At 59.3% G+C, this 25,209-nt stretch carries 14 protein-coding genes; 7 read left to right on the top strand and 7 right to left on the bottom strand.

The annotated features are described in order from the left end of the window. Positions 1-208: 208 nt before the first annotated feature. The 6 genes from ACM6JQ_RS07770 to ACM6JQ_RS07745 all read right to left on the bottom strand — a co-directional run bounded on the left by ACM6JQ_RS07770 (position 209) and on the right by ACM6JQ_RS07745 (position 15,053). Positions 209-1,537 (bottom strand): sigma-54-dependent transcriptional regulator, encoded by a 1,329-nt coding sequence (locus ACM6JQ_RS07770; protein ID WP_007916264.1) that lies wholly within the window; start codon positions 1,535-1,537, stop codon positions 209-211. Then, positions 1,537-3,297 (bottom strand): ATP-binding protein, encoded by a 1,761-nt coding sequence (locus ACM6JQ_RS07765; RefSeq protein ID WP_123376474.1) that lies wholly within the window; start codon positions 3,295-3,297, stop codon positions 1,537-1,539. Before ACM6JQ_RS07765 ends, ACM6JQ_RS07770 begins: the two co-directional genes overlap by 1 nt. A gap of 84 nt (positions 3,298-3,381) precedes the next feature. Then, positions 3,382-6,027 carry an RHS repeat-associated core domain-containing protein gene (locus tag ACM6JQ_RS07760; RefSeq protein WP_414893506.1) on the bottom strand — a complete coding sequence of 882 codons (2,646 nt, stop codon included), beginning with the start codon at positions 6,025-6,027 and terminating at the stop codon, positions 3,382-3,384. 27 nt (positions 6,028-6,054) lie between these two features. Continuing rightward, on the bottom strand, positions 6,055-8,823 hold the full coding sequence (locus tag ACM6JQ_RS07755; protein ID WP_414893505.1) for an RHS repeat domain-containing protein: 2,769 nt from the start codon (positions 8,821-8,823) through the stop codon (positions 6,055-6,057). Then, positions 8,820-13,328, bottom strand: a complete 4,509-nt coding sequence (locus tag ACM6JQ_RS07750; protein ID WP_414893504.1) for a SpvB/TcaC N-terminal domain-containing protein — start codon at positions 13,326-13,328, stop codon at positions 8,820-8,822. Before ACM6JQ_RS07750 ends, ACM6JQ_RS07755 begins: the two co-directional genes overlap by 4 nt. A gap of 201 nt (positions 13,329-13,529) precedes the next feature. Further along, complete coding sequence (locus tag ACM6JQ_RS07745; protein ID WP_007916251.1) at positions 13,530-15,053, bottom strand: fumarate hydratase; 1,524 nt, start codon at positions 15,051-15,053, stop codon at positions 13,530-13,532. Positions 15,054-15,857: 804 nt separating this feature from the next. Here ACM6JQ_RS07745 and ACM6JQ_RS07740 point away from each other — a divergent pair. Genes ACM6JQ_RS07740 through ACM6JQ_RS07730 form a run of 3 tightly spaced genes read left to right on the top strand, consistent with a single transcriptional unit; the run spans position 15,858 to position 18,670 of the window. After that, positions 15,858-16,964 (top strand): sensor domain-containing diguanylate cyclase, encoded by a 1,107-nt coding sequence (locus ACM6JQ_RS07740; RefSeq protein WP_007916248.1) that lies wholly within the window; start codon positions 15,858-15,860, stop codon positions 16,962-16,964. Beyond that, complete coding sequence (locus ACM6JQ_RS07735) at positions 16,957-17,892, top strand: iron-sulfur-binding ferredoxin reductase (RefSeq protein WP_007916246.1); 936 nt, start codon at positions 16,957-16,959, stop codon at positions 17,890-17,892. The genes ACM6JQ_RS07740 and ACM6JQ_RS07735 overlap by 8 nt, the downstream gene beginning before the upstream one ends. A gap of 28 nt (positions 17,893-17,920) precedes the next feature. Beyond that, positions 17,921-18,670 carry an enoyl-CoA hydratase-related protein gene (locus tag ACM6JQ_RS07730; RefSeq protein WP_007916244.1) on the top strand — a complete coding sequence of 250 codons (750 nt, stop codon included), beginning with the start codon at positions 17,921-17,923 and terminating at the stop codon, positions 18,668-18,670. Positions 18,671-18,909: 239 nt separating this feature from the next. On the opposite strand, the gene pyk is transcribed toward ACM6JQ_RS07730, so the two are convergent. Continuing rightward, entirely contained in the window at positions 18,910-20,361 is a 1,452-nt protein-coding gene (gene pyk / locus ACM6JQ_RS07725; protein WP_007916243.1) for a pyruvate kinase, read from the bottom strand. A 170-nt stretch (positions 20,362-20,531) separates the two neighbouring features. Here pyk and ACM6JQ_RS07720 point away from each other — a divergent pair, with 170 nt between their 5' ends. From ACM6JQ_RS07720 to ACM6JQ_RS07705, 4 genes are all read left to right on the top strand, one after another. Beyond that, a complete protein-coding gene (locus ACM6JQ_RS07720; protein WP_007916242.1) occupies positions 20,532-20,918 on the top strand; it encodes a tetratricopeptide repeat protein in 387 nt (128 codons plus the stop codon). A 229-nt stretch (positions 20,919-21,147) separates the two neighbouring features. Further along, entirely contained in the window at positions 21,148-21,504 is a 357-nt protein-coding gene (locus ACM6JQ_RS07715; protein ID WP_007916241.1) for a PilZ domain-containing protein, read from the top strand. Between the two features lie 359 nt (positions 21,505-21,863). Beyond that, positions 21,864-22,334 carry a hypothetical protein gene (locus ACM6JQ_RS07710; RefSeq protein ID WP_414893503.1) on the top strand — a complete coding sequence of 157 codons (471 nt, stop codon included), beginning with the start codon at positions 21,864-21,866 and terminating at the stop codon, positions 22,332-22,334. Between the two features lie 50 nt (positions 22,335-22,384). Further along, complete coding sequence (locus ACM6JQ_RS07705) at positions 22,385-25,117, top strand: hypothetical protein (protein WP_414893502.1); 2,733 nt, start codon at positions 22,385-22,387, stop codon at positions 25,115-25,117. The last annotated feature ends 92 nt before the right edge of the window (positions 25,118-25,209 follow it).

The following is a 25,209-nucleotide window of genomic DNA, read 5'->3' as shown; positions in this document are numbered from 1 at the left end:
TGAGCGAGCGATGGCGTCAAAACCACCTATCGAGGTGTCCGGAATTAGTTGACCACTGCATTGTTCGAGTTACACCGACCTGAGATACCGAGTCGAACTCAGGTTTTGAACAGCATAAAGATCGGCTCCCTTCCCCCTCGCCCCCTTGGGGGAGAGGGCTGGGGTGAGGGGGAAAGATCTCAGCCACACCGAAAATCCCAAGCCCGACTCACTCGCTCAGAAACATCTCCCGACTCAACCCATGCCGCTGCATCTTTTCATTGAACGTACGGCGCGGCAGTTGCAACTCTTCCAGCACCGCTTTCACATCGCCCTTGTGCCGGGTCAGCGCGGCACGCAAACACTGCGCCTCAAACGCCTCCTGCTGCGCCGCCAGCGATTGCCCCGGATCGATCCCCGGCGCCGGTTCATCCAGCCCCAACACCTGGCGTTCGGCAACGTTCGCCAGTTCTCGCACGTTGCCCGGCCAGTCGTGGCTGAGCAGATGACTCAACTGTGCGCCACTCAAGGGTGGAAAGGTGCGCCCCAGGCGTTCAGCGGCATTGTGGGCGAAGGTTTCGAACAGCAGCGGAATGTCTTCACGACGATCGCGCAGCGGCGGCAAACGCAGTTCGGCGACGTTCAGGCGATAGGCCAGATCCTCGCGAAAACGTCCGGCCCGGGCTTCATCGAGCAGATCCGGTTTGGTCGCCGCAACAATGCGCAGATCGACGCGAATGCTCTGGTTCGAACCCAGCCGTTCAAGCTTTTGCTCCTGCAATACGCGCAGCAGTTTCACCTGTTGCGCCAGCGGCATGCTTTCGATTTCATCGAGAAACAAGGTGCCGCCATCGGCGTATTCCAGCTTGCCGATGCGCTTGCCCGAGGCGCCGGTGAACGCGCCGCTCTCGTGACCGAACAACTCCGCCTCGAACAACTGCTCAGGAATCGCCGCGCAGTTCAGCGCCACGAACGGCTTGGCCGCGCGCGGGCCGAAATCATGCAGGCACCTTGCGACCAGTTCCTTGCCGCTGCCGGTTTCGCCACGGATCAGCACATTGACCGGCAGCGCCGCCAGATCCAGTACTTGCCGGCGCAGCGTCTGCAAACCACGGGACACGCCGAGCAACGTCGCATCAAGTTTGGCGCGGTTGTCGGCCTGCTCGTGCAGGGCACGGTTTTCCAGAATCAGACGGCGTTTGTCCAGCGCCCGGCGCAAGCTGCCGAGCAGGGTTTCCGGGCTGAACGGTTTTTCCAGAAAGTCGTAGGCGCCGTCGCGCATCGCCTCGACCGCCATCGGTACATCGCCATGACCGGTGAGCAGAATCACCGGCAGGTCAGCATCGCGTTTCTGCACTTCGGCCAACAACGCCAGGCCGCCCATGCCGGGCATGCGCACGTCGCTGAGGATCACCCCGGCAAAGTGCGCCGGTAGGGCGGCGAGGCAGTCTTCGGCACGGCTGAACAACTGCACCTCGAAGCCCGACAGGCTCAGCCACTGTTCAACGGCGCTGCGAATGCTGCTTTCGTCATCGACCACCATCACTGAGTTGAGCATCAGATGTGTGCCTCCAGATCGATCGGCAAAGTCAGGCTGAACACCGCGCCGCTGTCGCCATTTTCAGCACTCAGGCGGCCGCCGGATTCATGCACGATGGCGAAGGATACCGCCAGGCCGAGACCCAGGCCGTCGCCCACCGGTTTAGTGGTGAAGAACGGGTCGAAGACCTGGCCCAAATGGTCCTCGGCGATGCCGCCGCCATTGTCGCTGACGCTCAGGCGCCACAGTTGCTCATCGGCTTCCAGACGGATTTCCAGGCGCTTGCAGGGTTTACCCTGCATCGCATCAAGGGCATTGCGCAACAGGTTGATCAGCACCTGTTCGAGACGAATCGCATCACCGCGCACCCACGCCGGACGGGTCAGGTGCAGCACCAGACTGACCTGCTCATCGCGCAGCCGCGCATCGAGCAACTGCAGCGATTGATCGACCACCGTCGCCAGATCCAGCCGCTCACGCAAGCCGCTGGGGCTTTTGCGCGCGAAGGTCTTGAGGTGGCCGGTGAGGGCGGCCATGCGCGTGAGCATTTCGTCCACCGGTTTCAGGGCTTTATAGGCATCGTCGACACGGCCATGGTCGAGCAACAGGCGCAGGGTCGCCAGTTGCATGCGCTGAGCGGTCAGCGGCTGATTGATTTCATGGGCCAGCGCGGCGGACATCTGCCCCAGCGCGGCGAGTTTGGCTGATTGCACCAGACCGTCCTGCGCGGTGCGCAAGTCGCGGGTGCGTTCTTCCACCAGTTGTTCCAGCTCTTGGCGATTGCGCTGACGAATCTTCGACAGACGCCAGCGCTGGTTGAGAAACAGCAACAGAAACACCAGCGCCAGCCACACCCCGGCGGCGGCCAGCCCGGCGTTGCGCAGGTCTTCGAACGCCACTTGCGGATGGCGCAGCAGGTGCAGGGTCCAGCCTTCGGCGCTCAGGGGCAGCGATTCCCACAGATAATCCGCCGTGCCTTGCGGGCCTTCGACGCGACGCAGATCGCTGTTGTCATCGAAGCGGCGCAGCGATAAATGAGTCAAGGGCTGCAGCGATTGCTTGTCGTACTGCCGGGTGGCTTTGATCTCATCCATGTCGCGGGCGCTCAACGGCCGCAGCGCGCGATAACGCCAGCCGGGCTGATTGGCGATGAAGATAATCCCGCGCGCATCGCTGACCAGCAGCGTGTCATTGCCCTGACTCCACTCCCGTTCCAGTTCGGGGAATTCCAGCTTGACCACCATCGCGCCAAGGAACTCGTCGTTGTCACCCAGCACCGCGCTGGAGAGAAAGTAGCCGGGAATTCCGCTGGTCACGCCCACGGCATAAAAGCGCCCGGTGCCCTGGGTGCGGGTCTGGCTGAAGTAGGGACGAAAACCGTAATTGTGGCCGACGTAACTGCTCGGCAGACGCCAGTTGCTCGCCGCCACGGCGAGGCCCGTGTGGTCGAGCAATTCAAGGGTCGAGGATTGTGCCGCGCCGTTGATCTTTTCCAGCTTGAGATTCAGCGCCGCCTGTTCGGCGGCATCGACTGGCCCGGCCAGTGCCGAACGCAATTGCGGGTCCAGCGCCAGCACGGCGGGCAGGGCACGGTAGCGGTCGATCAGGGTGTGCAGGGAATTGGCGTACAACGCCAGTTGCTGGTTGGCACGGGCGGCGTCTTCCTCCAGCGCCTGACGTTCGGCGTGGCGGATCGCAAGTGTGGCGGCAAGCGCCGCGCCGGCAATGATCAGCAGGGTATACAACGACAGACGCAAGGTACGGGAAGTCGGCAGCATGCTGGGCGAAGGGTCGGCAGGTCGGGCGGGCACGATAGCATGCGCCGAGGTGGCCCGGCGTGCTGTTCGCGCCGGTCACATTGGTCATACAGACGTTTCCTGTATCTGAGGTCGACGCTGAAGATTCAGCCGTGGTTTCGGCACGGGTCTGGGGCGTGGTTCGTCAGCAATTGACTGTTCCAGTTGTTGCAGGCGTTCAGCCACACCGTCGGCTTCGCTGAGGTTATCAAGCATGTCTTGAGTCGTTGCCAGTGTGTCCCGGGTGTCGTTGATGAGCGCAGTGGTTTTAGCCGTTATCGTGCGGTAAGCGTCAGCGACTGAAATGCCCTGGTCCACCATTTTTGCGAAATCAAGCTGATCCAGAGGGGCGAATTTTTTGACCTCTTGCAGAATGGCCTCTGTGGCTGTTTGCCGGATCTGGTTGACCCCATCCTGAATAGATTGTGGCAGCGTGCCGTTGGCCAGGTCATTTGCACCCTGCGCAAGGGTTTGTGTGGCATCGCGGACTTGAGCCGTGTGCAGTGCTTCGGTTACGCGAATGCCGCGCTTGAAAAAACGGTAGCGGATATAGGCTGCTCCCAAACCGCCTAGCAGGCCGCCGACAAAACCGCCAATCGTGTTACCGATTCCCAGCGCGAATGATCCGGCTACTCCGCCGAGAGCGGCACCCACGGTGAAACCGAGTCCAAACGCCGCTAATCCGTTTTTACTGAACAGGTAGCGGCGAAAGGTCATACCTGCTCGGGTTTCCTGACTGACATTGGCTTCGTCGTCGGGGCCATCAAATTCAGTTGCGGCATCATGGGCCTGGCTGGCGACGTTGGCGGTGGTGCGAAATACACCGACGAGCTGGGAGACATCGAACCGTCCGCGCCCATCGGTATCGACATAAATCATCGGGTTGTTCGACACCATCGCGTACAGATTCAATCCATCCACATCCCCTGCCGGATCGGCACTGATCCAGCGCTGCAACCACGGTGCGTAATAGCGTGCGCCGTAGTAATACAAACCGCTGATATCCATCTCCTTGCCCGAATAGCGGATGAACTTGTAGGGGACCTCAATCTCTGAAGGCGCGGTTATCCACGCCGTGGCGCCGAACGGGTAGTACCCTTCGGCGCTGATCAGTTGTGCCTGTTGATCGAGTTCCATGACGCAGGAGCCGAGGTGATCTTCCAGGCTGTAGCGCAGTTGATCGGTGGCGATGCCTTCGGGTTTTTTCGCTGCCCAATGCAGGCAACGGGCGTTGCCGAGGGTGATGACGTGCAGCTCTTCGCCGTTGTCGCGGGTGCGGATTTCCAGCCCCGGCAAATAACGCACCTGATGAAAGTGTGCGGCTGTGGAGGTATGGAATTCGTGGCGTTTGAACACGCGCATGCCCTGGCTGTAGCGATAATGTTCGGCATCATCGGGGCCGTCCTCGCACTGGATCAGAGTCACGCTTTCCAGCTCATCGCGGGCATTCCAGGTCAGCGGTTTGCGGGGGGGCATCGCGTTCAGGTTTCCGTGGCGATCAAACAGATCGTCGAACACCGGTTCCGGCTGGCCTGTTTTCCAGCGTACCCCGCGATTACTGCTCGGATCGATGCGCATTTGCCGGGTGTAATTGTTGCCCGCCCGTACATGGCACAGTTCGATCAGGTTGCCACCGTGATCGTACTGATAGATCTGGGTGTAATTGAGGCAATTGTTCGGATCGCCCGGTTGCGGCAGGCCGGGAATTTCTGACGGCGGCGCGTCGTCGTGGCCGGTGGCGCTGGTCAGCCGATAGAGCGAGTCGTAAGTGAAATCGCGATGGCCGTCGACTCGTTGATTGGCAAAATATCGCGGCTGAAAAGCGTGGTCTTCGATGCGGGTGATGTTGCCGACGCGGTCGTAGATGTATTCGAGGTCTTGCACGACGCCGCCGCCATTTTTGTGGCTGGACTGGGTAAGCAAACGACCGTCCGCCGGGTCGTACGTCCACGTACTGAGCACACGATTACCGGCCAGTTGCTCAATGATCTGGTCGTTGGCGTTGTACTGCCCGTCCAGCAATACCGGTTGCCAGTCAGACGTGCCGCTGATCAGCAGTTTAGTTCGTTTGAGTTGCCCGGCCAGGCCGTAGTGCGAGCGTCGTTGATGGCCGCAGGCGTCAGTCTGTTCCAGCAACGCGCCGAGCGGGCTGAACACCTGGTGGCTGGTGAACGGTTCACCGTCGTGGAACGTGCGGGTTTCGCACAGCGGTGTGCCGGTCAGAGAAAAACTGTCCGTGAGCAGCGAACCGGCACGATCTTTCTGCTCCCGCAACTGGCCACGCTGGTTGTGCCCCGCATCGGCCGAGGCATCGGCGTAGGTGAACGCATCTACATTTTGCTCGCCATTTTCCTCGACCGCGATGACTCGTAATTGCTTGTCGAAGGTCGCGCGCCAATGGCTGCCGCGCTCGTCCCAACGCTGCAACGGCTGACCGGCCAGCCCCGGTAAAGTCAGACGCCAGCCGGCGTCGACACTGTCGGATTTCAATACCGCGCCGATCAGGCTGTAAACCGTAGTCAAACAAGGTGCCGACAGACGCGGGTCCCATTGCGCGACCAGATGCCCGGCGTGGTCATGCTGCTGACGGGTGATATGGCGCTCTACTTGCGCGCCGGCCACTGTACGCAGGTACGTGACATTGCTGAGCGGTAGATCTCTGGGGTCATGAACGCGCAGCGTTGGCGTATGCCAGTGTACTGACTGATTCATGCCCAGACACTCGCACAGACCGTCATCTCAGGCAGCCTTTTTCTTGTTGGTATGTTTCTGCTTATGCAAAAACTGATTGTCCGTGGTGCCCATTTCCTTGTACCAGGCGACCATGGCCTGAGCGCGTGAAATATTGCCCAGAACGGCGTTGGTTTGTTCACGCATGGCCGAGCGGGTGATCGGTTTCAGCCTTTGCGCGGAGGTCATATGGGTAATGTTGGGCAATATCTCGGCGGGCGAAATGACGTCGGTGCCCAGAGCGTCAAACGCGTTCTCTGCCCAGCCAGCGCGTTGTTCTACGGCGGCTTTCCATTCATCAAGCATGTTTTCGATTTTTTCGATTTTCGCTGGGTCCAGTCGATTCTTGATGTCCTCGTTATCCATTGCCTTTTTAAACAGATTAAGAAAGTGGGGGACGAACGATATGACTGCGCCAAGCACTCTGCCGATAATAAGTTCCGGGTTGAACACGGCGTTGAGGACAGGGTCGCGCAATTCGCTTTTTACATCTTTCCACGATTTGATCTCCTTGACGGGACCTTCGATGCCCAAACTTTTGTCAATGGCGCTGACAGACATTTTCGAGGTCTGAGGAATCAGCGGGCCCAAATTGATTCCGAAACTTTCCGCTACCGGATCTATCATTTTCGTAGCGACATCGCCAGCGGCGTTGCCGCCGAACACGTTCCCTACTGTCGGATAAGCGGCGATTTCAGTGGGAGGGGGGATAATTCTATCGACAAATCCGTTACCGAGACTTCCTCCGTGGGTGGATGCGGCATACCAATAACCGCCTTCGACGACTAAGCTCAGCACCATATTTCTGTTGAGTCCAATCGGATGGAGAATGTTATGCAGCTGATTCACCACCTCCGTGGAGTAATTGTTGACGACTGAAACAAATTCCGACGTCAGTAAAATCACGCTTTCAGCACGTTTGTTGCCGTCAGGATCGACGTAGCGCATCGGGTTGTTGCCCACAAACGCATAAAGATTCAGCCCATCGGCCTGCTCTGCATCCGCACTGATCCAGCGCTGCAACCACGGCGCGTAGTACCGTGCTCCGTAGTAATACAAACCGCTGACGTCCATCTCTTTGCCCGAGTAGCGGATGAACCTGTATTCAACGTCGATCTCGTGGGAGGCGGCCATCCACGCCGTTTCGCCGAAGGGGTAATAACCTTCCTCGCTGATCACGTCGGCCTGTTGATCGATCTCCATGACGCAGGAACCGAGGTGATCTTTCAGGCTATAGCGCAGTTGATTGTTTTCGATGCCGCCGGGGCGTCCGCTGACCCAGTGCAGACAACGCGCATTACCGAGGGTGATGACGTGCAGCTCTTCGCCGTTGTCTTTGCTGCGGATTTCCAGGCCGGGCAGGTAACGCACCTGATGAAAGTGGCGGGTCGTGTCGGTGAACCATTCATGGCATTTGAAGACGCGCTGGCCCTGGCTGTAATGGTAATGCTCGGCGTCGCTGTTGCTGTTTTTTCGAGTCACCAGCGGCACGCTTTCCAGCTCGTCGCGCGCGTTCCATTGCAACGTCGACCCTTGCTTGAGTTCCAGCTGATTGCCGTGGCGATCAAACAACGTGTCAAAGTCCGGCAGATCGTCGCCGGTTCTCCAGCGCACGCCGCGGTTGCTGTTCGGATCGATGCACATTTGTCGAGTAAAGCTATTACCGTCTCGTACGTGACACAGTTCGATCAGATTACCGCCGTTGTCGTATTGATAGGTCTGGGTGTAATTGAGTCGATTGTTCGGATCGCCCGGTTGCGGCAGGCCGGGAATGTCCGGTGGCGGGGCGTCGTCGTAGCCGGTGGCGCTGGTCAGTCGATAAAGCGAGTCGTAGGTGAAATCGCGGTGGCCGTCGATCAACTGGTTGGCGAAGTAGCGTGGCTGAAAGGCGTGGTCTTCGATGCGAGTGATATTGCCGACACGGTCGTAGAAGTATTCGACGTTTTGCAGGACGCCCCCGCCGTCCTTGCGACTTGATTGAGTGTGCAAACGAGCGTCCGCCGGGTCGTAGGTCCACTGACTGCGCACCTGATTGCCGGCCAGTTGCTCGATGATCTGGTCGTTGGCGTTGTACTGCGTATCCAGCAGCACCGCTTGCCAGTCCGGCGTGCCGCTGATCCACAGATCCGCTCGCTTGAGGTGCCCGGCCAGACCGTAACAAGAGCGGCGCCGATGGCCGCCGGCGTCGGTCTGTTCCAGCACTGCGCCCATCGGGCTGAACACCGAGTGGCTGCTGAACGCTGCCTCATCCTGGAAGGTGCGCGTCTCGCTCAGCGGCTGGCCACTGAGGGCAAAACTGTCGGTGCGCAGCGAACTCGAGCGATCTTTCTGCTCCCGCAACTGGCCACGCTGGTTGTGCCTCGCATCGGCCGAGGCGTCGGAATAGGTGAACACATCGACATTGACCTCGCCATTTTCCTCGACCGCGATCACTCGTAATTGCTTGTCGAACGTCGTGCGCCAATGGCTGCCGCGCTCGTCCCAACGCTCCAAAGGCTCACCGGCCCGCCCGGGCAGGGTCAGGCGCCAACCGGCGTCGACGCTGTCGGATTTCAACACCGTACCGTCCAGACTGTAGACCGTGGTCAGGGCAGGTGCCGACAGGCGTGGGTCCCACTGCTCGATCAGACGTTCGGCGTGGTCATGTTGCTGGTGGCTGACAAGGGCAGCAGGTGTGTCATCGGCCACGTTACGCAGGTAAGCAACTTGCCGTACCGGCAGGCCCCGGGCATCGCTCACCGCCAGCGCGGGTGTACGCCGGTGCACATTGGCAGTCATGACCGCGATGCCTTGGCTGGCGGGGACGGCTCGGCGGTGTCATTGAAGTCTTCGCTGGTGTGAAACCAGGGGTGATACGTTTCTCGAGAGCAATCGCCCTTGGCGTTGACCACTTTGATCTGTCGGCCAAGGGCGTCATAGAACACCTGATCGAAGAAGCCCATTTCGCGCAGGGACTGATCGTTGACGTAACCGTGGGTATCGGCGAAAAACGGCCGAAACTGACGGACTGGCAATCCCTTGTTGTTGTATTCGACCCGCTCGCTGATGCGCCAGCGCGAGTCAGTATCGACCTCTTTGAACTGGCCATTTTCGACGATCAGTGAACCGTCGTCGCCCACGGCATATGCCTTGCCCGGATCGACCCGTTGCTGGGTTTGCAGAGCCCTGCCAAAGCCGTCGACACAGGCTTTGACGATCTGGACCTGCCTTAACGGATCATCGGGGTAGCGGTCGGCACTGAGGATCACGCTGTGCACCGGTTCTCGGCGCACCGCACCGATCGCCTCGTGCAATGCCCGCTCTTCAGGCGTCAAGGCTCCCTGGCGCCGGGCGAGTTTTTGCCGCGCACTGGCCCTGATGTGGCCGCTGGGCAGGAGATAGCCTTGGGCAATCCATGCGCTGGCGCCGTTGGCGATCTGCCCCATCCAGCTGAACAGATCCTTGCGCAGGGTACTGGCGGCTTTTTGCACGGCGGCGGGCGGATCGGCAATCGCCGTAGCCGGGCGCCGATCCTGCGGAGGCAAGTAGTCGCTCAGCGGGTTGAAACCCACAGCCTTGTCGTTTTCGGTGCCGTAAAAACTGCTGGCCAAGGCCTGGCCGGAAGGTTCATGGAGCGCTTCGTGAGTGTTGTCGTTGGCATCGATGATGCGCAGCGGTTGCAGCGCGTGGTAGTCGTATTCAATGCGCGTGGTGCAGCCATCCGGCAGTTCCACGAGGATAACGGCCAGCGCATGAGCGTCATATTCGGCTCGGGTGTGGCCATGGCTGAGGGTTTCGCGATAGCGCAGTACCTTGTAGAAACCGTCGAGGCTGGCGTATTCGGCGTAGCCGAAATTTGCCGACCACAGGTCATGCTCCGTGCTGCCCAAGGGATTTACCCAGAACAGAAACGGCATGGGCAGATAGCCAATCTTCTCCAGTTCGTCACGCACATTGAAGGGCGCAGGCAACACGCTGTAAGCATCCAGCGCAGTCTTGTCCAGTTGTGCCAATTCCAGTGGACCGGCCAGGGCCTCGAATCCGGCAACGCCGTCGTCCAGCAGTTGGCCATCGGTGCTCAAGTAGCGCTGTACAGATTGCGTGATCAGCATCCGTTCAGCGTTCCAGTGCGCCGAATCCTCATGTTTCTTCAGGCACTCATAGGACACTTGCTCAGGCGTAAGCCCGGTGGGCAGTGTGCCTTTGGACAAGACCAGCGCATTGCCACGCTGCTGATAGGGCAAGCCGAGGCGCCAACGCAGCAGGTCTCTGATCAGATCGATAAACGTTGCACGGCTTTCATTCAGGTAAAACGACTGTTGCGCCAGGTCATGGGCGTCGCGCCACCATCGCTGTTCATCAGGATCCTTGAACGGTGGCGTATCCTTTTCTGTGAGTCGCCGGCCGTAGCTCACTGTGATGGAATGCGTCGGCTGACCGTGGACGTTGTGGCGCAGGGTCACCTCATTGCGACAGCGTGGATCATCGATAAAACCGTCGTACTGGTAACTGATCTTCTCCACCACAAGGGGCAGCAGAACGGCGGCAGCATAAGGACCTTGCTCGCGCACTTCACGTACCAGGTAACGCAGCTCCTCGACGGTATAAAGCGTCGCAGTTTCGCCGCTGTCCACAGCTGTATCGGCATAGGTCTCGATGCGTGTGACGGCGCCGACCAGCGCCCGGGAGATCTGATACCGGGCGTCGTCATCGTGCGCAGGAATGATTTCATCGACATCGTCTTGTGAGTGATATCGACTGAACAGGGTGTTGCCCAGGGCTACCGCGTGTACATCCCGATTGAAGTAGTCGTCGCGCGGTCGATCCATTGATTGCCCGGTATGAAACCAGGTGCAGACCCGCATCGGTTCGCTGAAGCCGGTGCCCTCAGCGCCGGTGGCGCTCTCACTGTCGGTTTGTTGCAGCAGGCCGAAACCACGGAACTCGCGCTCACGGCTGTCGTAGAAGCCTTCGCGCCAAGTGAAAGTCTGCGTCAGAACGTTGCCGGTGATTTCATCCAGTTGCTGCTGTTTATGGACCACCGCCACTGGGAACGGCAGGTGGCACGCCGGAAAACGTCTAAGGGTGGGCATTTGGCGTTTTTCATCCAGCCATTCCTGCGCCGAGCTGCGGTAGACCACGCTGGCACTGCAACCCATGTTGTTGTTACTGCTGGTCAGCAGATACGGCTTGGCCGAGACGAAATCGTAGCGCCAGTGCTGCGGTTGCATGTGCGTCACCGTCAGGATCAGGCTGGCGCAGCCCAGGCCTTGCAGATCGGCGAAGCTCACTTGACTGAGCCGGTCGTAGCGCACGCCGTCCGGCCACGGTACGTTGATCGGTGTTTGCTCCAGACCATTGCCGCCGCGATTCAGGTAGATCTCGAAGAACTCCGATTGCAGGTAAATCAGCGACGCGGCACCGGAGCCGTCCAGGTCAGCAAGGCGCACGCGGGACGAGTCGAACGTTTCGTATCTGAAAGGCAATTCGCCGATCTTGCGACCTCTGCCAAACCGGCCGTGGCCCAGGTTCGGCCAGCAGCGGATTTCGTCGTGACGTATCCGGCACAGCTCGGGCATGTCGCTGCCCAGCAGGTTGCCCAACAGCACCAGTTCCGTGCGGGAGTTGCTAAACAGTGGCAAGCGGTCGTCGTCGGGCTCGTGCGGCACCTCTTCAGGCGCGGCGAAGCCTTGTTCGCGCTGGTTGGCGTACAGCCGCACGGAGTGCGGCCCGATCAACGCCAGGCTACTCAAACCGTCGCCGATCAAGTCACCAAGCGTCGAGAGGGTGTTGAAAAACTCCGGCGGGAATCTGCCGAAAGGGACGAAGTCGGCAAACGTGCGTTGTTCTGTCAGGGTGCGAAAACCACTGATGCCCGGTTGTGCGGTGACCCAGTCGAGCCGACCGTCACCCGTCAGGTCGGTCAGCAGTTGCTGGACCGGACGGTTGCGATCAGCGACCGGAATCTTGTCCAGCGCGAGCCAGGGCGCATAGTCGATTTCATCGGGGCCTTTCGTCGCGCGGCGTGGTTCGCGGTAGTACCAACTCTGGTCATAGCGGCAGAGAAAACCCGGCACGCCTTCGCCATAAAGATCGACGCACTGGTAAAAACCACCGTCCTCGATACCCGGCTGAACATCGAATTCGAGGAAGCGCGCCGGGGTTTTATTGATGTCGAAAGGGGCGTAGTCGAACTCGACCGGTGGTGTGTTTTCGACTACGCCGCTGGCATCGAATGCCTGATAGTGCGCCGCGCTGATCTGGCTGTAGGCCCACTGCGCGATATTTTGCGGTTGTTGATATTCCAGTAACAGGCGGCGCACCAGTTTCGGTTGCTCAGTCGATTGCCCGGGAAAGTGATGAAACAGCAACGCCTGCTGGCAGAGTCTGCGAGTGCCCAGTTCAAAACCCTGACCGTGGGTTGAAAAACGATCAGGACGGACTGTCCAGGGTTTGAGGGAGTCACCGTCATATACCGGGATATCGGTCAGTGACGTGCTGCGCTCGCCGTAATCGAACAGCAGATGAAAGTGCCAATCCAGTTCGGCCGGATTATCCGTTGTCCAACTGTACAGATCGCTGCTGGCCGTGAAGTTGCCGTAACACACGCGGCGCAGATAACGCTGGGCGCGGTAGTCATGCAGCGGGTCGGGATCCTGATCATCGGCCTTGTATTCGAAGCAGATGTGTTCGCCGCGCGCGTTCATGCTTTCGCACAGCAGCCATGTGGCTATGTGTCCAGGGGCGTCCGGGTCGGCAACTCGTGTGGCTTCGGTTTTGCCGTAAAGGTGCAGCGAGCCGTCAGCGCCGTGTATCAACCAGAATACCGGTGGATCGGCTTCCCCGGTTTGCCGCTGCCAGCGCTCGCGCAGGGCGAAATCGCTTTCCACTCGAGGCCAGTAGCGCACGACTCTGTGTGGGCCGATGTCGACGCTGTTGTAGGTGCTTTCCTCACGGAATTTGAATTCACCGTTTTCATCCAGCTCCGGCATCCACACTTCGCCATCGACCCCGATGATCTCGTCGTGGTCGGAGTAACGCGGCACGCCTTTGTTGGTTCTGCGATTGATCTGACCGACGCCACCCAAATGCCAGGACAGGCCGAACGGACCATTGCCGCTTTGGCTGCTGTAATTCAGCGAAAACTGCGGATCCCAGCCCCGCCCGGCAGACGTCGGAATCGGCAATTCGAACGACGCCGCCCCGGTCGGCCCCACTGCGCCCCAGCTTTTGCCGATGGTAGCGATCGATGCGCTTTTGGCGATGGAAGGGGTGGTGATGCTCAGCTCTTGTTGATCAGGCATGGTCGAATCCATTGCGCGCGAGAGGGGCGTGAATGGACTGACGCTAACAAGAACAGCGCATAAATGAACCTGTCAGATCTGACAGGTGCGCAAGATCATTTTGTGTGCTTCGGCAGGTTTTTTATCGCGATTGGTTTGCACATATAAAAACGGCCGGGTCATCCCTCTGGATGAACCGGCCGTTTTCAGGGGGCGAAGGGCTTACTGCACTTCTACCGCCAGGCTTTCGCTGATCTTCTGTTGCCAGATCGCAGGGCCGGTGATGTGCACCGACTCACCTTTGCTGTCCACCGCAACGGTGACCGGCATGTCCTTGACCTCGAACTCGTAGATCGCTTCCATGCCCAGTTCGGCAAAGGCCAGCACTTTCGACTTCTTGATCGCCTGAGCGACCAGGTAGGCAGCGCCGCCGACAGCCATCAGGTACACGGCTTTGTTGTCCTTGATCGCTTCGATCGCGGTCGGGCCGCGCTCGGACTTGCCGATCATGCCCAACAGGCCGGTCTGCTCGAGGATCTGCCGGGTGAACTTGTCCATTCGCGTCGCGGTGGTCGGGCCCGCCGGGCCAACCACTTCGTCACCGACCGGATCAACCGGGCCGACGTAGTAGATGAAGCGACCTTTGAGGTCCACCGGCAGGGTTTCACCTTTGTTGAGCATCTCGACCATGCGCTTGTGCGCGGCGTCGCGACCGGTGAGCATTTTTCCGTTGAGCAGGACGGTTTCGCCCGGCTTCCAGCTCTGCACGTCTTCCGGGGTCAGGGTGTCGAGGTTGACGCGACGGGCCGACGGGCCGGCTTCCCAGACGATTTCCGGGTAGGCGTCCAGCGGTGGCGCTTCCAGCGAGGCCGGGCCGGAACCGTCGAGCACGAAGTGTGCGTGACGGGTGGCGGCGCAGTTCGGGATCATGCACACCGGCAAGGACGCGGCGTGGGTCGGGTAATCCATGATCTTCACGTCGAGCACGGTGGTCAGGCCACCGAGGCCCTGGGCGCCGATGCCCAACTGGTTGACCTTCTCGAACAGCTCCAGACGCATTTCTTCGATGCGGTTCTGCGGGCCACGGGCTTTCAGCTCGTGGATGTCGATGGATTCCATCAACACTTCCTTGGCCATGACCGCGGCTTTCTCGGCGGTGCCGCCGATGCCGATGCCGAGCATGCCCGGTGGGCACCAGCCGGCGCCCATGGTTGGAACGGTCTTCAATACCCAGTCAACGATCGAGTCGGACGGGTTGAGCATGGCCATTTTCGACTTGTTCTCGGAACCGCCGCCCTTGGCCGCCACGTCCACTTCCACGGTGTTGCCCGGGACGATGGAGTAGTGAATCACGGCCGGGGTGTTGTCCTTGGTGTTTTTCCGAGCACCCGCCGGGTCGGCGAGGATCGAGGCACGCAGGACGTTTTCCGGCAGGTTGTAGGCGCGACGCACGCCTTCGTTGATCATGTCGTCCAGGCCCATGGTGGCGCCATCCCAACGCACGTCCATGCCGACGCGCACGAACACGGTGACGATACCGGTGTCCTGGCAGATCGGGCGGTGGCCGGTGGCGCACATGCGCGAGTTGATCAGGATCTGCGCCATCGAGTCACGGGCCGCTGGCGATTCTTCGCGCAGGTAGGCTTCGTGCATCGCCTGGATGAAATCCACGGGGTGGTAATAGGAAATGAACTGCAGGGCGTCGGCAACGCTCTGAATCAGGTCGTCTTGCTTGATCACGGTCATGAGTCGCGCTCCTCTAAAAGACGGGAACATTCAATAAGGTGCCTGCGGCTTGGGTGCATCGGTCGGTCGCAAGCACCTTTCAAGGCACGCCGGGGCTGCTGGCGCGACGCTAAAAAGGCGCGGCAGTATACCGCGCCTCGGTGGGGCGTACACGCGCCGGCAGTCATTCGTTGGTCGCATGGGTGGGCGAATATCGGACAGCGGGTTTGCACGTCAAGATTTACCCCCTCACCCCAGCCCTCTCCCCCAGGGGGGCGAGGGGGAAAGGGAGCCGATCTTGATGCTGTTCAAACCTGAGCTCGACTCAGGAAAGGGGTCGATGTGCATGCTGTTCAAATCTGGTTTCGACTCAGGAAAGGGAGCCGATCTTGATGCTGTACAAACCTGAGCTCGACTCAGGAAAGGGGTCGATGTGCATGCTGTTCAAATCTGGTTTCGACTCAGGAAAGGGAGCCGATCTTGATGCTGTTCAAACCTGAGCTCGACTCAGGAAAGGAGTCGATGTGCATGCTGTTCAAATCTGGTTTCGACTGAGGAAAGGGGGGCGATGTTCATGTTGTTCAAACCTGAGTTCGGCTCGGTATTCCAGGTCGGCGTATCGCCAACAACCGACTCGGTCAGTCCCCTCTCCCTCTGGGAGAGGGCTAGGGTGAGGGGCTTTTGGCGGTATAAGCAGGCCACACTTTTGACGTCAAATTTCGAGCCCGAAAATCGGTGGTCATTTATCGACTACGCCTCTAAAGTGGCAGCCGGTCTGTAGAGTAGGACACTCGGTCAGCCTCTTATCGCACGGTGAGTCAACGATTGACCCATAACGCCATTCAACGTCTTTTGCTCAAACGCTTTGCCCTCGCTGCGGCCACCTATGGATTGGCTTTGCTGCTGCTGTGGCTGTCGTTTTTCACGGGTCATTACGAGCAGTCCCTGACTTCTGTGGCCGTCGGCAGTGCGCTGGTGGTGATCAGCCAGTCGGTGCTGTTCGCACTGTTCTGGAGCGGGCGCAACCTGCGCTTTGCCGATCCCAGCCTGACCGAAGCACAGGTGCTGATCGGTCTCGGCTGGCAGACCTGGCTGATCGCCCATCTGGATGAAGCCCGCGGCGCCTTTCTGGTGTTCTACGTGTTGATCCTGCTGTTCGGCCTGTTCCATCTCAGTCGACGGGCGTTCATACGCTGTGCCTTGCTGGTGTTCTTCAGTTTCTGTGCCATCACGCTGTGGGACGGCTACTACTTCCGCTTGCGCGAGCCGGCGCTTGCCGCCTTGCAGGTGTGCATTCTGGCGATGGTGCTGGCGTGGCTGGTGCTTTACGCGCGCTTCGTCCAGGTTTCGCGACAACGCCAGCGCCAGCGCCGGTTTGCCTTGCAGGCGCATCAGGACACCCTGCGCGGGATGATGCGTCAGCTGGAAGATCTGGTCGCCACCGATGAACTGACCGGGCTGTTCAATCGTCGGCATTTTCTGCGCCTGGCCTCGCGAGAGCTCAATGCCATGGACGACGATGTCGTGCATGGCCTGGCGTTGATCGACCTCGACCACTTCAAACGCATTAACGACCTGCACGGTCATGCGGCGGGCGATCAGGTGTTGCAGGCCTTCGCCGGCGTTGCTCAAGCATGCCTGCGCGACGGCGATGTGCTGGCGCGTTATGGTGGTGAGGAATTCGTTGTGTTGTTGCCCGATTGCGATGCCGAACGGCTGACCGCGTGTTGCGAGCGTCTGCGTATCGCCTTCACCGACGTTGAACTGGTCGGCCTGAATGTGCGCAACCTCAGCCTGTCGGCCGGCATGACGCTGTTGACGTTGGGCGATGATCTGGACGACGCCTTGCAGCGCGCCGATCAGGCCTTGTATCGGGCCAAGCGTGACGGGCGCAATCGTTGTGCGGCCGCGTGGGAGAACGTCGATGCCTGAACTTCGCGTCGGTGAACGACAATGGTCAGTGGCCGCGGGCAGCAATCTGCTCGATGCACTCAATCAGCATGGCGTCGCGGTGCCTTACAGCTGCCGCGCCGGCAGTTGCCATGCCTGTCTGGTGCAATGCGTGCAAGGCCTGCCGGCTGACAATCGGCCGGACGCCTTGAGCGCCGAGCAGCGTCAGGAGGGCTGGCGCCTGGCGTGTCAGTGTCAGGTCGTCGAAGATTTGCAGGTGCATACGTTCGACCCGATCACCGACGGTCGCCCGGCAGTGGTCGAAGCGCTGGACTGGCTCAGCGACAGCGTCCTGCGTTTGCGCCTGACCCCGCAGCGGCCGTTGCGCTACAGCGCCGGGCAACATCTGGTGCTGTGGATCAATCACATCGCGCGGCCGTATTCGCTGGCAAGCCTGCCGGAAGAAGACCGCTTTCTCGAATTCCATCTCGATTGCCGCCAGCCCGGTGAATTCAGTGATGCCGCACGGCGCTTGCAGATCGGCGACCCGATCCGCCTCGGCGAACTGCGTGGCGGCGCCTTGCATTACGACCCGGACTGGCACAACCGGCCGCTGTGGCTGCTGGCCGCCGGCACCGGTTTAGGCCCGCTGTTCGGCGTGCTGCGTGAAGCCTTGCGTCAGGATCACCAAGGCGCGATCCGCGTCATTCACGTCGCCCATGATGCGGGCGAGCATTATCTGGGCAAACCCCTTGCAGCGCTGGCTGCACAGCGGGAAAACCTCAGCGTCGAGTTGTGGACAGCGGCCGAGTCAGCCGCCGCTTTGGCGCAACTGCGCCTTGTTTCCCGACAAACCCTGGCCTTAGTCTGCGGCTCGACGGCCAGTGTCGATGCCTTCGCCCGACGTCTGTACCTGGCCGGATTGCCGCGCAACCAACTGCTGGCCGACGTATTTTTGAGCCGTGGTTGAGCGCTGAATTTCAGACGCGAGACACGCCATGACTGATGCCATCCTGCTGGAACGCGAACGCGGTTTGCTGACCCTGCGCCTCAACCGCCCGGACAAGAAAAACGCTCTGACCCGCGCCATGTACAGCCGTCTCGCCGAGGCGCTGAAGCAGGCCGATGGCGACCCTGAAATCAACGCCGTGCTGATCACCGGCAGTGCCGAGTGCTTCACCGCCGGTAACGACATCGCCGACTTTGTCCAGCAACCGCCGAGCGACCTCGACAGTCCGGTGTTTCATTTCATGCTCAATTTGCTCGAATGCCGTAAACCGGTGATAGCGGCTGTGGCCGGCGCGGCGGTGGGCATCGGCACCACGCTGTTATTGCATTGCGATTTGGTCTACGTCAGCCGCGATGCGCGGTTGCGCATGCCGTTCGTCAATCTTGGATTGTGTCCGGAATTCGGCTCCAGCCTGATTCTGCCGCGTCTGCTCGGCCAGGCCAAAGCAGCAGAGCTTTTGTTATTGGGCGAAGGCTTTACCGGTGAACAGGCGGCGGCGTGGGGCATTGCCACCGAAGCATTGGGCAGTGGCGATGCGGCGTTGCGCAAGGCACGGGAGGTGGCGTTGCGTTTCGACGAACTGCCGGCTGAGGCGGTGCGTATCAGCAAGCAATTGATGAAGGCGCCGGATCGCGAGTTGATTCGTAAGGTGATCGAGGAGGAGGGCGCATTGTTCACTCAAAGACTGCGCTCGCCGGAAGCGTTGGCGGCGTTGACCGGATTTATCAAACGACATTGAAAAGCCAGCCCTCACTCAGAGGGAGAGGGAGCCGACCGAGGTGTAATGCGTTATACATCGACTTGAAAGAACCGGTCGGATTCAGCGCAGAGATAACAGGTCGGTGCAATTCTGCAATATCCCTCAATCGGTTCCTTCTCCCTCTGGGAGAGGGCTAGGGTGAGGGGCTTTCGATTCAACGCAGACAACAAAAAGCCCCGGCACTCACATGCCGGGGCTTTGGTTTTTCAGCGTGTCACTCAGACCTGCGGGTCGCCCACGTGCAGGATCTTCATGCCGTTGGTGCCGCCGGTGGTGTGGTAGCTGTCGCCTTTGGTCAGGATGACCCAGTCGCCTTTTTCCACAACGCCGCGCTTGACCAACTCGTCGATCGCCTTTTGGCTGACTTCGTGCGGTTCCAGCGAAGCCGGGTCGAACGGTACGGTATACACGCCACGGAACATCGCTGCGCGCGCCTGTGTTTCACGGTGCGGCGAGAACGCATAGATCGGCACCGAAGAGCGGATACGCGACATGATCAGCGGGGTGTAGCCACTTTCGGTCAGCGCGATGATCGCTTTGACGCCCGGGAAGTGGTTGGCGGTGTACATGGTCGCCAGTGCGATGCTTTCGTCGCAGCGGGTGAATTCCTTGCCGATGCGGTGGCTGGAGGTTTTACCGGTCGGATGCTTTTCAGCGCCGACGCAGATGCGCGCCATTGCCTGCACAGCTTCCAGCGGGTACTGGCCAGCGGCGGATTCGGCCGAGAGCATCACGGCGTCGGTGTAGTCGAGCACGGCGTTGGCCACGTCGGACACTTCGGCGCGGGTCGGCATCGGGTTCTGGATCATCGACTCCATCATCTGGGTCGCGACGATCACAGCCTTGTTGTGGCGGCGTGCGTGCAGAATGATTTTCTTCTGAATGCCCACCAGCTCGGCGTCGCCGATTTCCACACCCAAGTCACCACGGGCAACCATCACCGCGTCGGACGCCTTGATCAGGCCGTCGAGGGTTTCGTCGTCGGCCACGGCTTCGGCACGTTCGATCTTCGCCACCAGCCAGGCGGTGCCGCCGGCTTCGTCGCGCAGTTGACGGGCGTATTCCATGTCGGCAGCGTCACGCGGGAAGGACACCGCGAGGTAGTCGACTTCCATTTCAGCGGCGAGCTTGATGTCGGCCTTGTCTTTTTCCGTCAGGGCCGGTGCAGTCAGACCGCCACCGCGACGGTTGATGCCTTTGTGGTCGGACAGCGGGCCGCCGATGGTCACGGTGCAATGCAGTTCAGTGGCGGTGGCGGTATCAACGCGCATCACCACGCGGCCGTCGTCGAGCAGCAGCTCGTCGCCCACGCCGCAGTCCTTGACCAGATCCGGGTAGTCGATGCCGACCACTTGCTGGTTGCCTTCGGTCAACGGATGGCTGGTGGAGAAGGTGAACTGGTCACCGATCTTCAGCTCGATCTTTTTGTTGGCGAATTTGGCGATACGGATTTTCGGGCCTTGCAGGTCACCGAGCAGGGCGACGAAGCGACCGTGCTTGGCTGCGAGGTCACGCACCAGCTTCGCGCGAGCCTTGTGCTCGTCGGGGGTGCCGTGGGAGAAGTTCAGACGGGCAACGTCCAGACCAGCCAGAATCAGCTGTTCGAGAACTTCCGGCGAGTTACTGGCCGGGCCAAGGGTAGCGACGATTTTGGTACGACGGACGGACATGCAAAGACTCCTGAGTTCAAGCGCTAGCGAAGGCTACTATGCTCTTGGGGTGTAGTCATTGTTCGTTTGCACTACTTAATGTTTTCTTTATTGAACTCGACAACTGGCGCAAACACTTCTGAAGATTTCTCGGCAAGGGTCGATACAGAGCACAAGACAGGAGAACCCTCATGCGATTCGTACCCATTGCCGCCCTTGCCCTCAGCGTCCTCGCCGTTTCGGGCTGCACCCGTTGGTCGATGAACCATCATTTGAACAACGCCTACAGCGCCTATGACCGTGGCAATTGCGAGCAGGTCATGCTCGAACTGTCCAAGGTCGAACGCGCCAGCCGCGCCCGTCCGTACGTGTGGCCGGAAGTGTCGATGATGCGCGGCCAGTGCCTGGAACGGCAGAAAATGTTTGTCGACGCGGCGCAGACCTACCAGTTCATCATCGCCTCGTACCCGAACAGCGAATACGCCTACCGCGCCCGTGCCCGTCTGGAAACCTTGCAGAGCCTGGGCCACTACCCGACGCGCAGTGCCGCTGCCGTGGTGCGACCGACCCGTTTCTGATGACAGTTGTCATACAAAATCTGGCTGTGTGTACAAGCTGAGCTATAGTCGAATAACCCGGATTCAGCGTCAGGTTCCTGAATCCGGAGCAACACCCGCGACTGGCAGTTGTAAGGTGACGGCGACGTAGCGACCGTTACACCGGAAGCGGGGAGAGCGGCCGGCGAAACCGGCTCGTTCCGAAGCAAAGGTGCGGCTCTGTGATGGAGCCTTGCATGGCGAACTGCGCATGTTTACCGAACGGATCGAACGGCATCAGTTGCCGTATTTCCTCAGAGTGTTCAACAGCGTCACCGACAAGCCCATCGGTTTTCTCGGCAACCTCTCCGAAGACGGGCTGATGCTCATCAGCCAACTGCCCATGATGGTCGGTGTGGATTTTCAGTTACGCCTGAAAATCCCCGCCAGCGATGGCTGTCAGCAGGTAATCGACCTCACGGCTTGTTGCGTGTGGTGTCACGAAGACGCCACCCCGCTGCACTACGACGCCGGCTTCGTCCTGCAACGCGCGCCGCCGGAATTTGGGCAGCTGGTGCAGGCGTTGCAGCGCTATTTCAGTTTTCAGCCGTTGCCGGCTTCTGCCTGATTCAAAACCGCTAAAAGCTTTGCGAGCAGGTTCACTCCCACACTGGATCCGGTGCACCTGCATCCTGTGAGAGCGGGTTTGTCCGCGAAAGCATCTTCACTGGCACGCGCTTATTAACGGTCGGGTTGCATCAATTGCGCCCGCTCGTTATTCAGCCTTCTCTCTCAGAAACAGTTTCCGATCAGTCAGTTGATCGACAACTGATCAGGGGTTATCCGACCGAAACAAGTCGGTTTATTCGCTGGAAAAAATACCGTTCGTCGGGACTGTCAGATCTTACAGGTGTGCACTTGCACAGGCTGAGCGTTCAATGTTTTTGCAACAGGAACAAATCAGCTCAGCAAAGTGCCGAGGTTTTTATGAGTGACAAGAGAAAAAAACTGACAACTTCAAATCCGGACGGTCTTGAGGACGTCAGCGCTACTCAGTCGATTTCAGAGGAGGAGTTCAAGTCGATCGATAGTGCTCAGACAGTCACCAAAACACTGCGCGTCAGTGTGGGTAACTTTATAGGTGATCTGACTTTTAGCTATTGGTGGAAACATGGTGGAGGTTTGTTTTATTGCTATTCCTCACAATATCGTATTACCCAGTTGGTTAATCAAGGAGGCAACAAAGCAAACTTGCATTTTAGTTTCGACTCTAGTCAATGGTGGGGCAACGACTCCCCTGATGCCATGTGGCAGGACGGCGAGTGGCATAGCTATCCTCGCGGTGGATGGATTGCTGCCAACGGACGTGCTCGAGTCTTTATCAGATACATCTTCGATAGAGGGGATGCGTCTGATCCAGTGGGCTCCAATGAAATTTGGGTGGACTTTAGTATTTGAATGATGTTTGGCTTTTTTATGTAAGGTCTTAAACAACAGGGAGGCTGCAGATGATTACTGAAGGCGAGTCAGAGGGAGTGCTGGTTACTTCGATTACAACTCCGGTGAATAATGCCTATGTGAGAAATGGCGATATTGTCGTTGCCGGTAATTCAGATGTTAACTTCCCTATCGTTTTGCGTATGTTCAGTGGAAATGACGAGGTCGCTGCCGAAACGATTACGCCAAAAAATGGGCGCTGGGACACTGTGATAAAGGGCGTGTTCCGACCCGATCAATACAGGCTTGAGCTCCAGCCGGTTGGTGGCGTGAAGGTGACGGTGAATCTACGCGTCACACCAGTGACGATCATCTCTCCCGTTTCCGGAGAGGAAGTCGACGAACAATTCTCCATACGAGGAGCCGGTGGCGAGTATGGCGTGGGGACGGTGAGGGTGCATAACGCATCGACTGGCGGGGTCTTGGGCAATGCTGACATTCAACCCGATGGGACGTGGGAAAAGCGCTTGACGCTGTCAGGTAACAGCGCGTCTTACTTTGCCACGCAAATCATCGGCGATTTTCCTTCGCCCCCATCTGCAACGATCAATGTCACGAGCAGATCGACGCCCGTCATCACCAGCCCGGTTGAGCCTTTACAGAATTGCTCTTTCTCGATCGGTGGCACGCAGGGCTGGCCCGGCTCAGTCATGCAGATTTTCAAGGATCTATCGACCATTCAAGTGGGGGAAGATGCAGTATCCGCTGCCAACTGGTTTGCTCCAGTCATTGTCGAGCCAGGCCCCGTCTCGCTTGTCGCGATGCAAACCTTTGGCGGCGTACCGTCCAAGAGAAGCGCCCCCCGCTCTTTCCGAATCCGCCCTCCCAAACTGGCAGAACCTGAGGTCACCTTTCTTCCTGATACAAGCTTGAAGTTCTCCGGCTCCGGCCATTTCGATCAAAACCTCTCGACCGAAATCCAGTTCTCTGCCAGCGACGGCTCGCTGCCTTTGCCTTCCAACGTCCGCGTCAATGCCCAGGGCTATTGGGAAACGGCCCCCGTTGTCTGGTCTCTGGGCAGCTACGATGTGACGTTGATTCAAAAGATCGCCGACAACGCCAGTGGCTGGATCGAATCGCAGCCTCTTGAGTTCAAAGTCCGCAACGACATGCCGGATATCACCGAGGCGAGCTACACCGAGGAGTATCTACCGGTCTTCAGCGGCAAAGGTTATACAGGTGCCACCGTCTCGCTCAGGTTTCCCGATACAAACGAGGCTGCACGGAGTGTAGTGGTCGTGAACGGCCAATGGTCGACGTCTGCTTTGGTTGAGTGGGGCCCAACCAACAAGCGGGAAGTGCGCATTACACAGCATCTGGGAAACCATCCTTCGCAACGTCCTTTCATCCTGTACGTCACGATTCCACCGCTGGCGCCAGGCGTGGATGATCTTGGCGAAGAAGGGCTGGAGCCGGTATTTCGCGGCACTTGCTTGTCGGGCGCCACGGTGAACATCAGGTTCAGCGACGATACCGAGACGCATGTGGCGACCGTGACGGGATCCACCTGGACATTTCAGCGACCAACCCCGTTCGAGGCAAATATCGAACATGCCGCGGAGGTCACGCAAACAATCCTCGATCTCCTTTCAAAACCGACCTCGAAAACCTTCACTGTCCACAGAGTCATGTTGCAACCGCTCATTGTCGCGCCGGGATCCGGCTCGGAAGTGGGGTTCGACGTCACCATTGAAGGTGATAACGGCATGCAGGGCGCGGTGATGCAATTGCATGACAGCCTGATGGGAGGAACGCTGGGTGATCCGCTCGAATTGCTTGAGGAGGGCAAATGGTCTATCCAGTTGATCGGTCTGGACCTGAGGGAATATTTCCTCCATGCGCAGCAGACGCTCAACGGGCGAGATTCGGCAAACAGTGCTGAGCACAGGCTCAAGGTGGTGGTGCCGCCGCCTCGATTCACGACGCCGATCCCTGGCGGGAGAGCGCCGCGCACTTCGAAAATTGCTGGCACCGGCAGAGCTACCGCGCGGGTGGAGGTCTGGCTGGAAGGCGCTACTGAGCCATTGCTGACGGATATTGAGGTGAACGCGTCAGGCAACTGGGATGCCGAAGTGAGTTTGCCGGTGGGCAACACGACCATCTGGGCTTTTCAAACCTTCGTCCACAATGGCATTGCGCAGCGCTCTCAGGCCAATGAGCGTTTGCGTTACAAGGTTGTGCCGGCGGCTCCGTTTATCGAAACCCCGACTGCCGATGACCATGTCGGCCGACGGGTCGTGGTCTCGGGTTTCGCGACGCCCGGCGATACCGTGACCGTGACGCTGGGTAGCGACCAGGCCAGCGCCGAGGTGCGGGAAAACCGGACGTGGTCGGTAACGCTGGAGCCCGGTCAAGACGAGGGCAATCATGAGCTGGACGCTGTGGCGGCTTGCGAAGGGTTTGTATCCGATAGCGCGAAACGCACGCTTCAGCTGGCAACTTATCTGCCCACCGTTGAGATCCCAGAACCGGGACGCTGGGTCAGCAACCCGGTGCTGTTTGCCGGCAAGGGCCGTCAAGGCGTCGGTGTTCTGGTCGATCCGTTCAACCCGGACAAGACATGGCTAGCGTCGATTCAGGTCGACCCTGACTGGCAAGGCCTGTCTGACCAAACGCTACCGTTGGGCGGCAACTGGTGTCGTTTCAAGCTGCAGCCGAGCGACAGCGATCCGATGGGTTCTGACTGGGTCGTCAGTGAGCGGTTTGAAATCGAATCAGTGCCGACGGATAAAACCCGGTTGTAAATTTCCGATGAGCGGTCATAAAACCTGTCATTTCTGACAGTTGGCAGCGACTGCGTTCAAGCGCTAAATCCTTATGCAACGCTGGGTCCGCC

It is taken from the genome of Pseudomonas sp. IT-232MI5 (assembly GCF_949767845.1).
Taxonomy (GTDB): Bacteria; Pseudomonadota; Gammaproteobacteria; order Pseudomonadales; family Pseudomonadaceae; genus Aquipseudomonas.
Note: the sequence above shows the minus strand (reverse complement) of the source record. Positions and strands in the feature narration are given on the sequence as shown.

Excerpts from the sequence above, each read along its gene's own strand:
- ACM6JQ_RS07760 (WP_414893506.1), bottom strand. The coding sequence starts at position 6,027 with ATGAATCAGTCAGTACACTGGCATACGCCAACGCTGCGCGTTCATGAC.
- pyk (WP_007916243.1), bottom strand. The coding sequence starts at position 20,361 with ATGTCCGTCCGTCGTACCAAAATCGTCGCTACCCTTGGCCCGGCCAGT.
- ACM6JQ_RS07770 (WP_007916264.1), bottom strand. The coding sequence starts at position 1,537 with ATGCTCAACTCAGTGATGGTGGTCGATGACGAAAGCAGCATTCGCAGC.
- ACM6JQ_RS07710 (WP_414893503.1), top strand. The coding sequence starts at position 21,864 with ATGAGTGACAAGAGAAAAAAACTGACAACTTCAAATCCGGACGGTCTT.
- ACM6JQ_RS07720 (WP_007916242.1), top strand. The coding sequence starts at position 20,532 with ATGCGATTCGTACCCATTGCCGCCCTTGCCCTCAGCGTCCTCGCCGTT.
- ACM6JQ_RS07715 (WP_007916241.1), top strand. The coding sequence starts at position 21,148 with ATGTTTACCGAACGGATCGAACGGCATCAGTTGCCGTATTTCCTCAGA.
- ACM6JQ_RS07730 (WP_007916244.1), top strand. The coding sequence starts at position 17,921 with ATGACTGATGCCATCCTGCTGGAACGCGAACGCGGTTTGCTGACCCTG.
- ACM6JQ_RS07705 (WP_414893502.1), top strand. The coding sequence starts at position 22,385 with ATGATTACTGAAGGCGAGTCAGAGGGAGTGCTGGTTACTTCGATTACA.
- ACM6JQ_RS07735 (WP_007916246.1), top strand. The coding sequence starts at position 16,957 with ATGCCTGAACTTCGCGTCGGTGAACGACAATGGTCAGTGGCCGCGGGC.
- ACM6JQ_RS07745 (WP_007916251.1), bottom strand. The coding sequence starts at position 15,053 with ATGACCGTGATCAAGCAAGACGACCTGATTCAGAGCGTTGCCGACGCC.
- ACM6JQ_RS07755 (WP_414893505.1), bottom strand. The coding sequence starts at position 8,823 with ATGACTGCCAATGTGCACCGGCGTACACCCGCGCTGGCGGTGAGCGAT.
- ACM6JQ_RS07765 (WP_123376474.1), bottom strand. The coding sequence starts at position 3,297 with ATGCTGCCGACTTCCCGTACCTTGCGTCTGTCGTTGTATACCCTGCTG.
- ACM6JQ_RS07750 (WP_414893504.1), bottom strand. The coding sequence starts at position 13,328 with ATGCCTGATCAACAAGAGCTGAGCATCACCACCCCTTCCATCGCCAAA.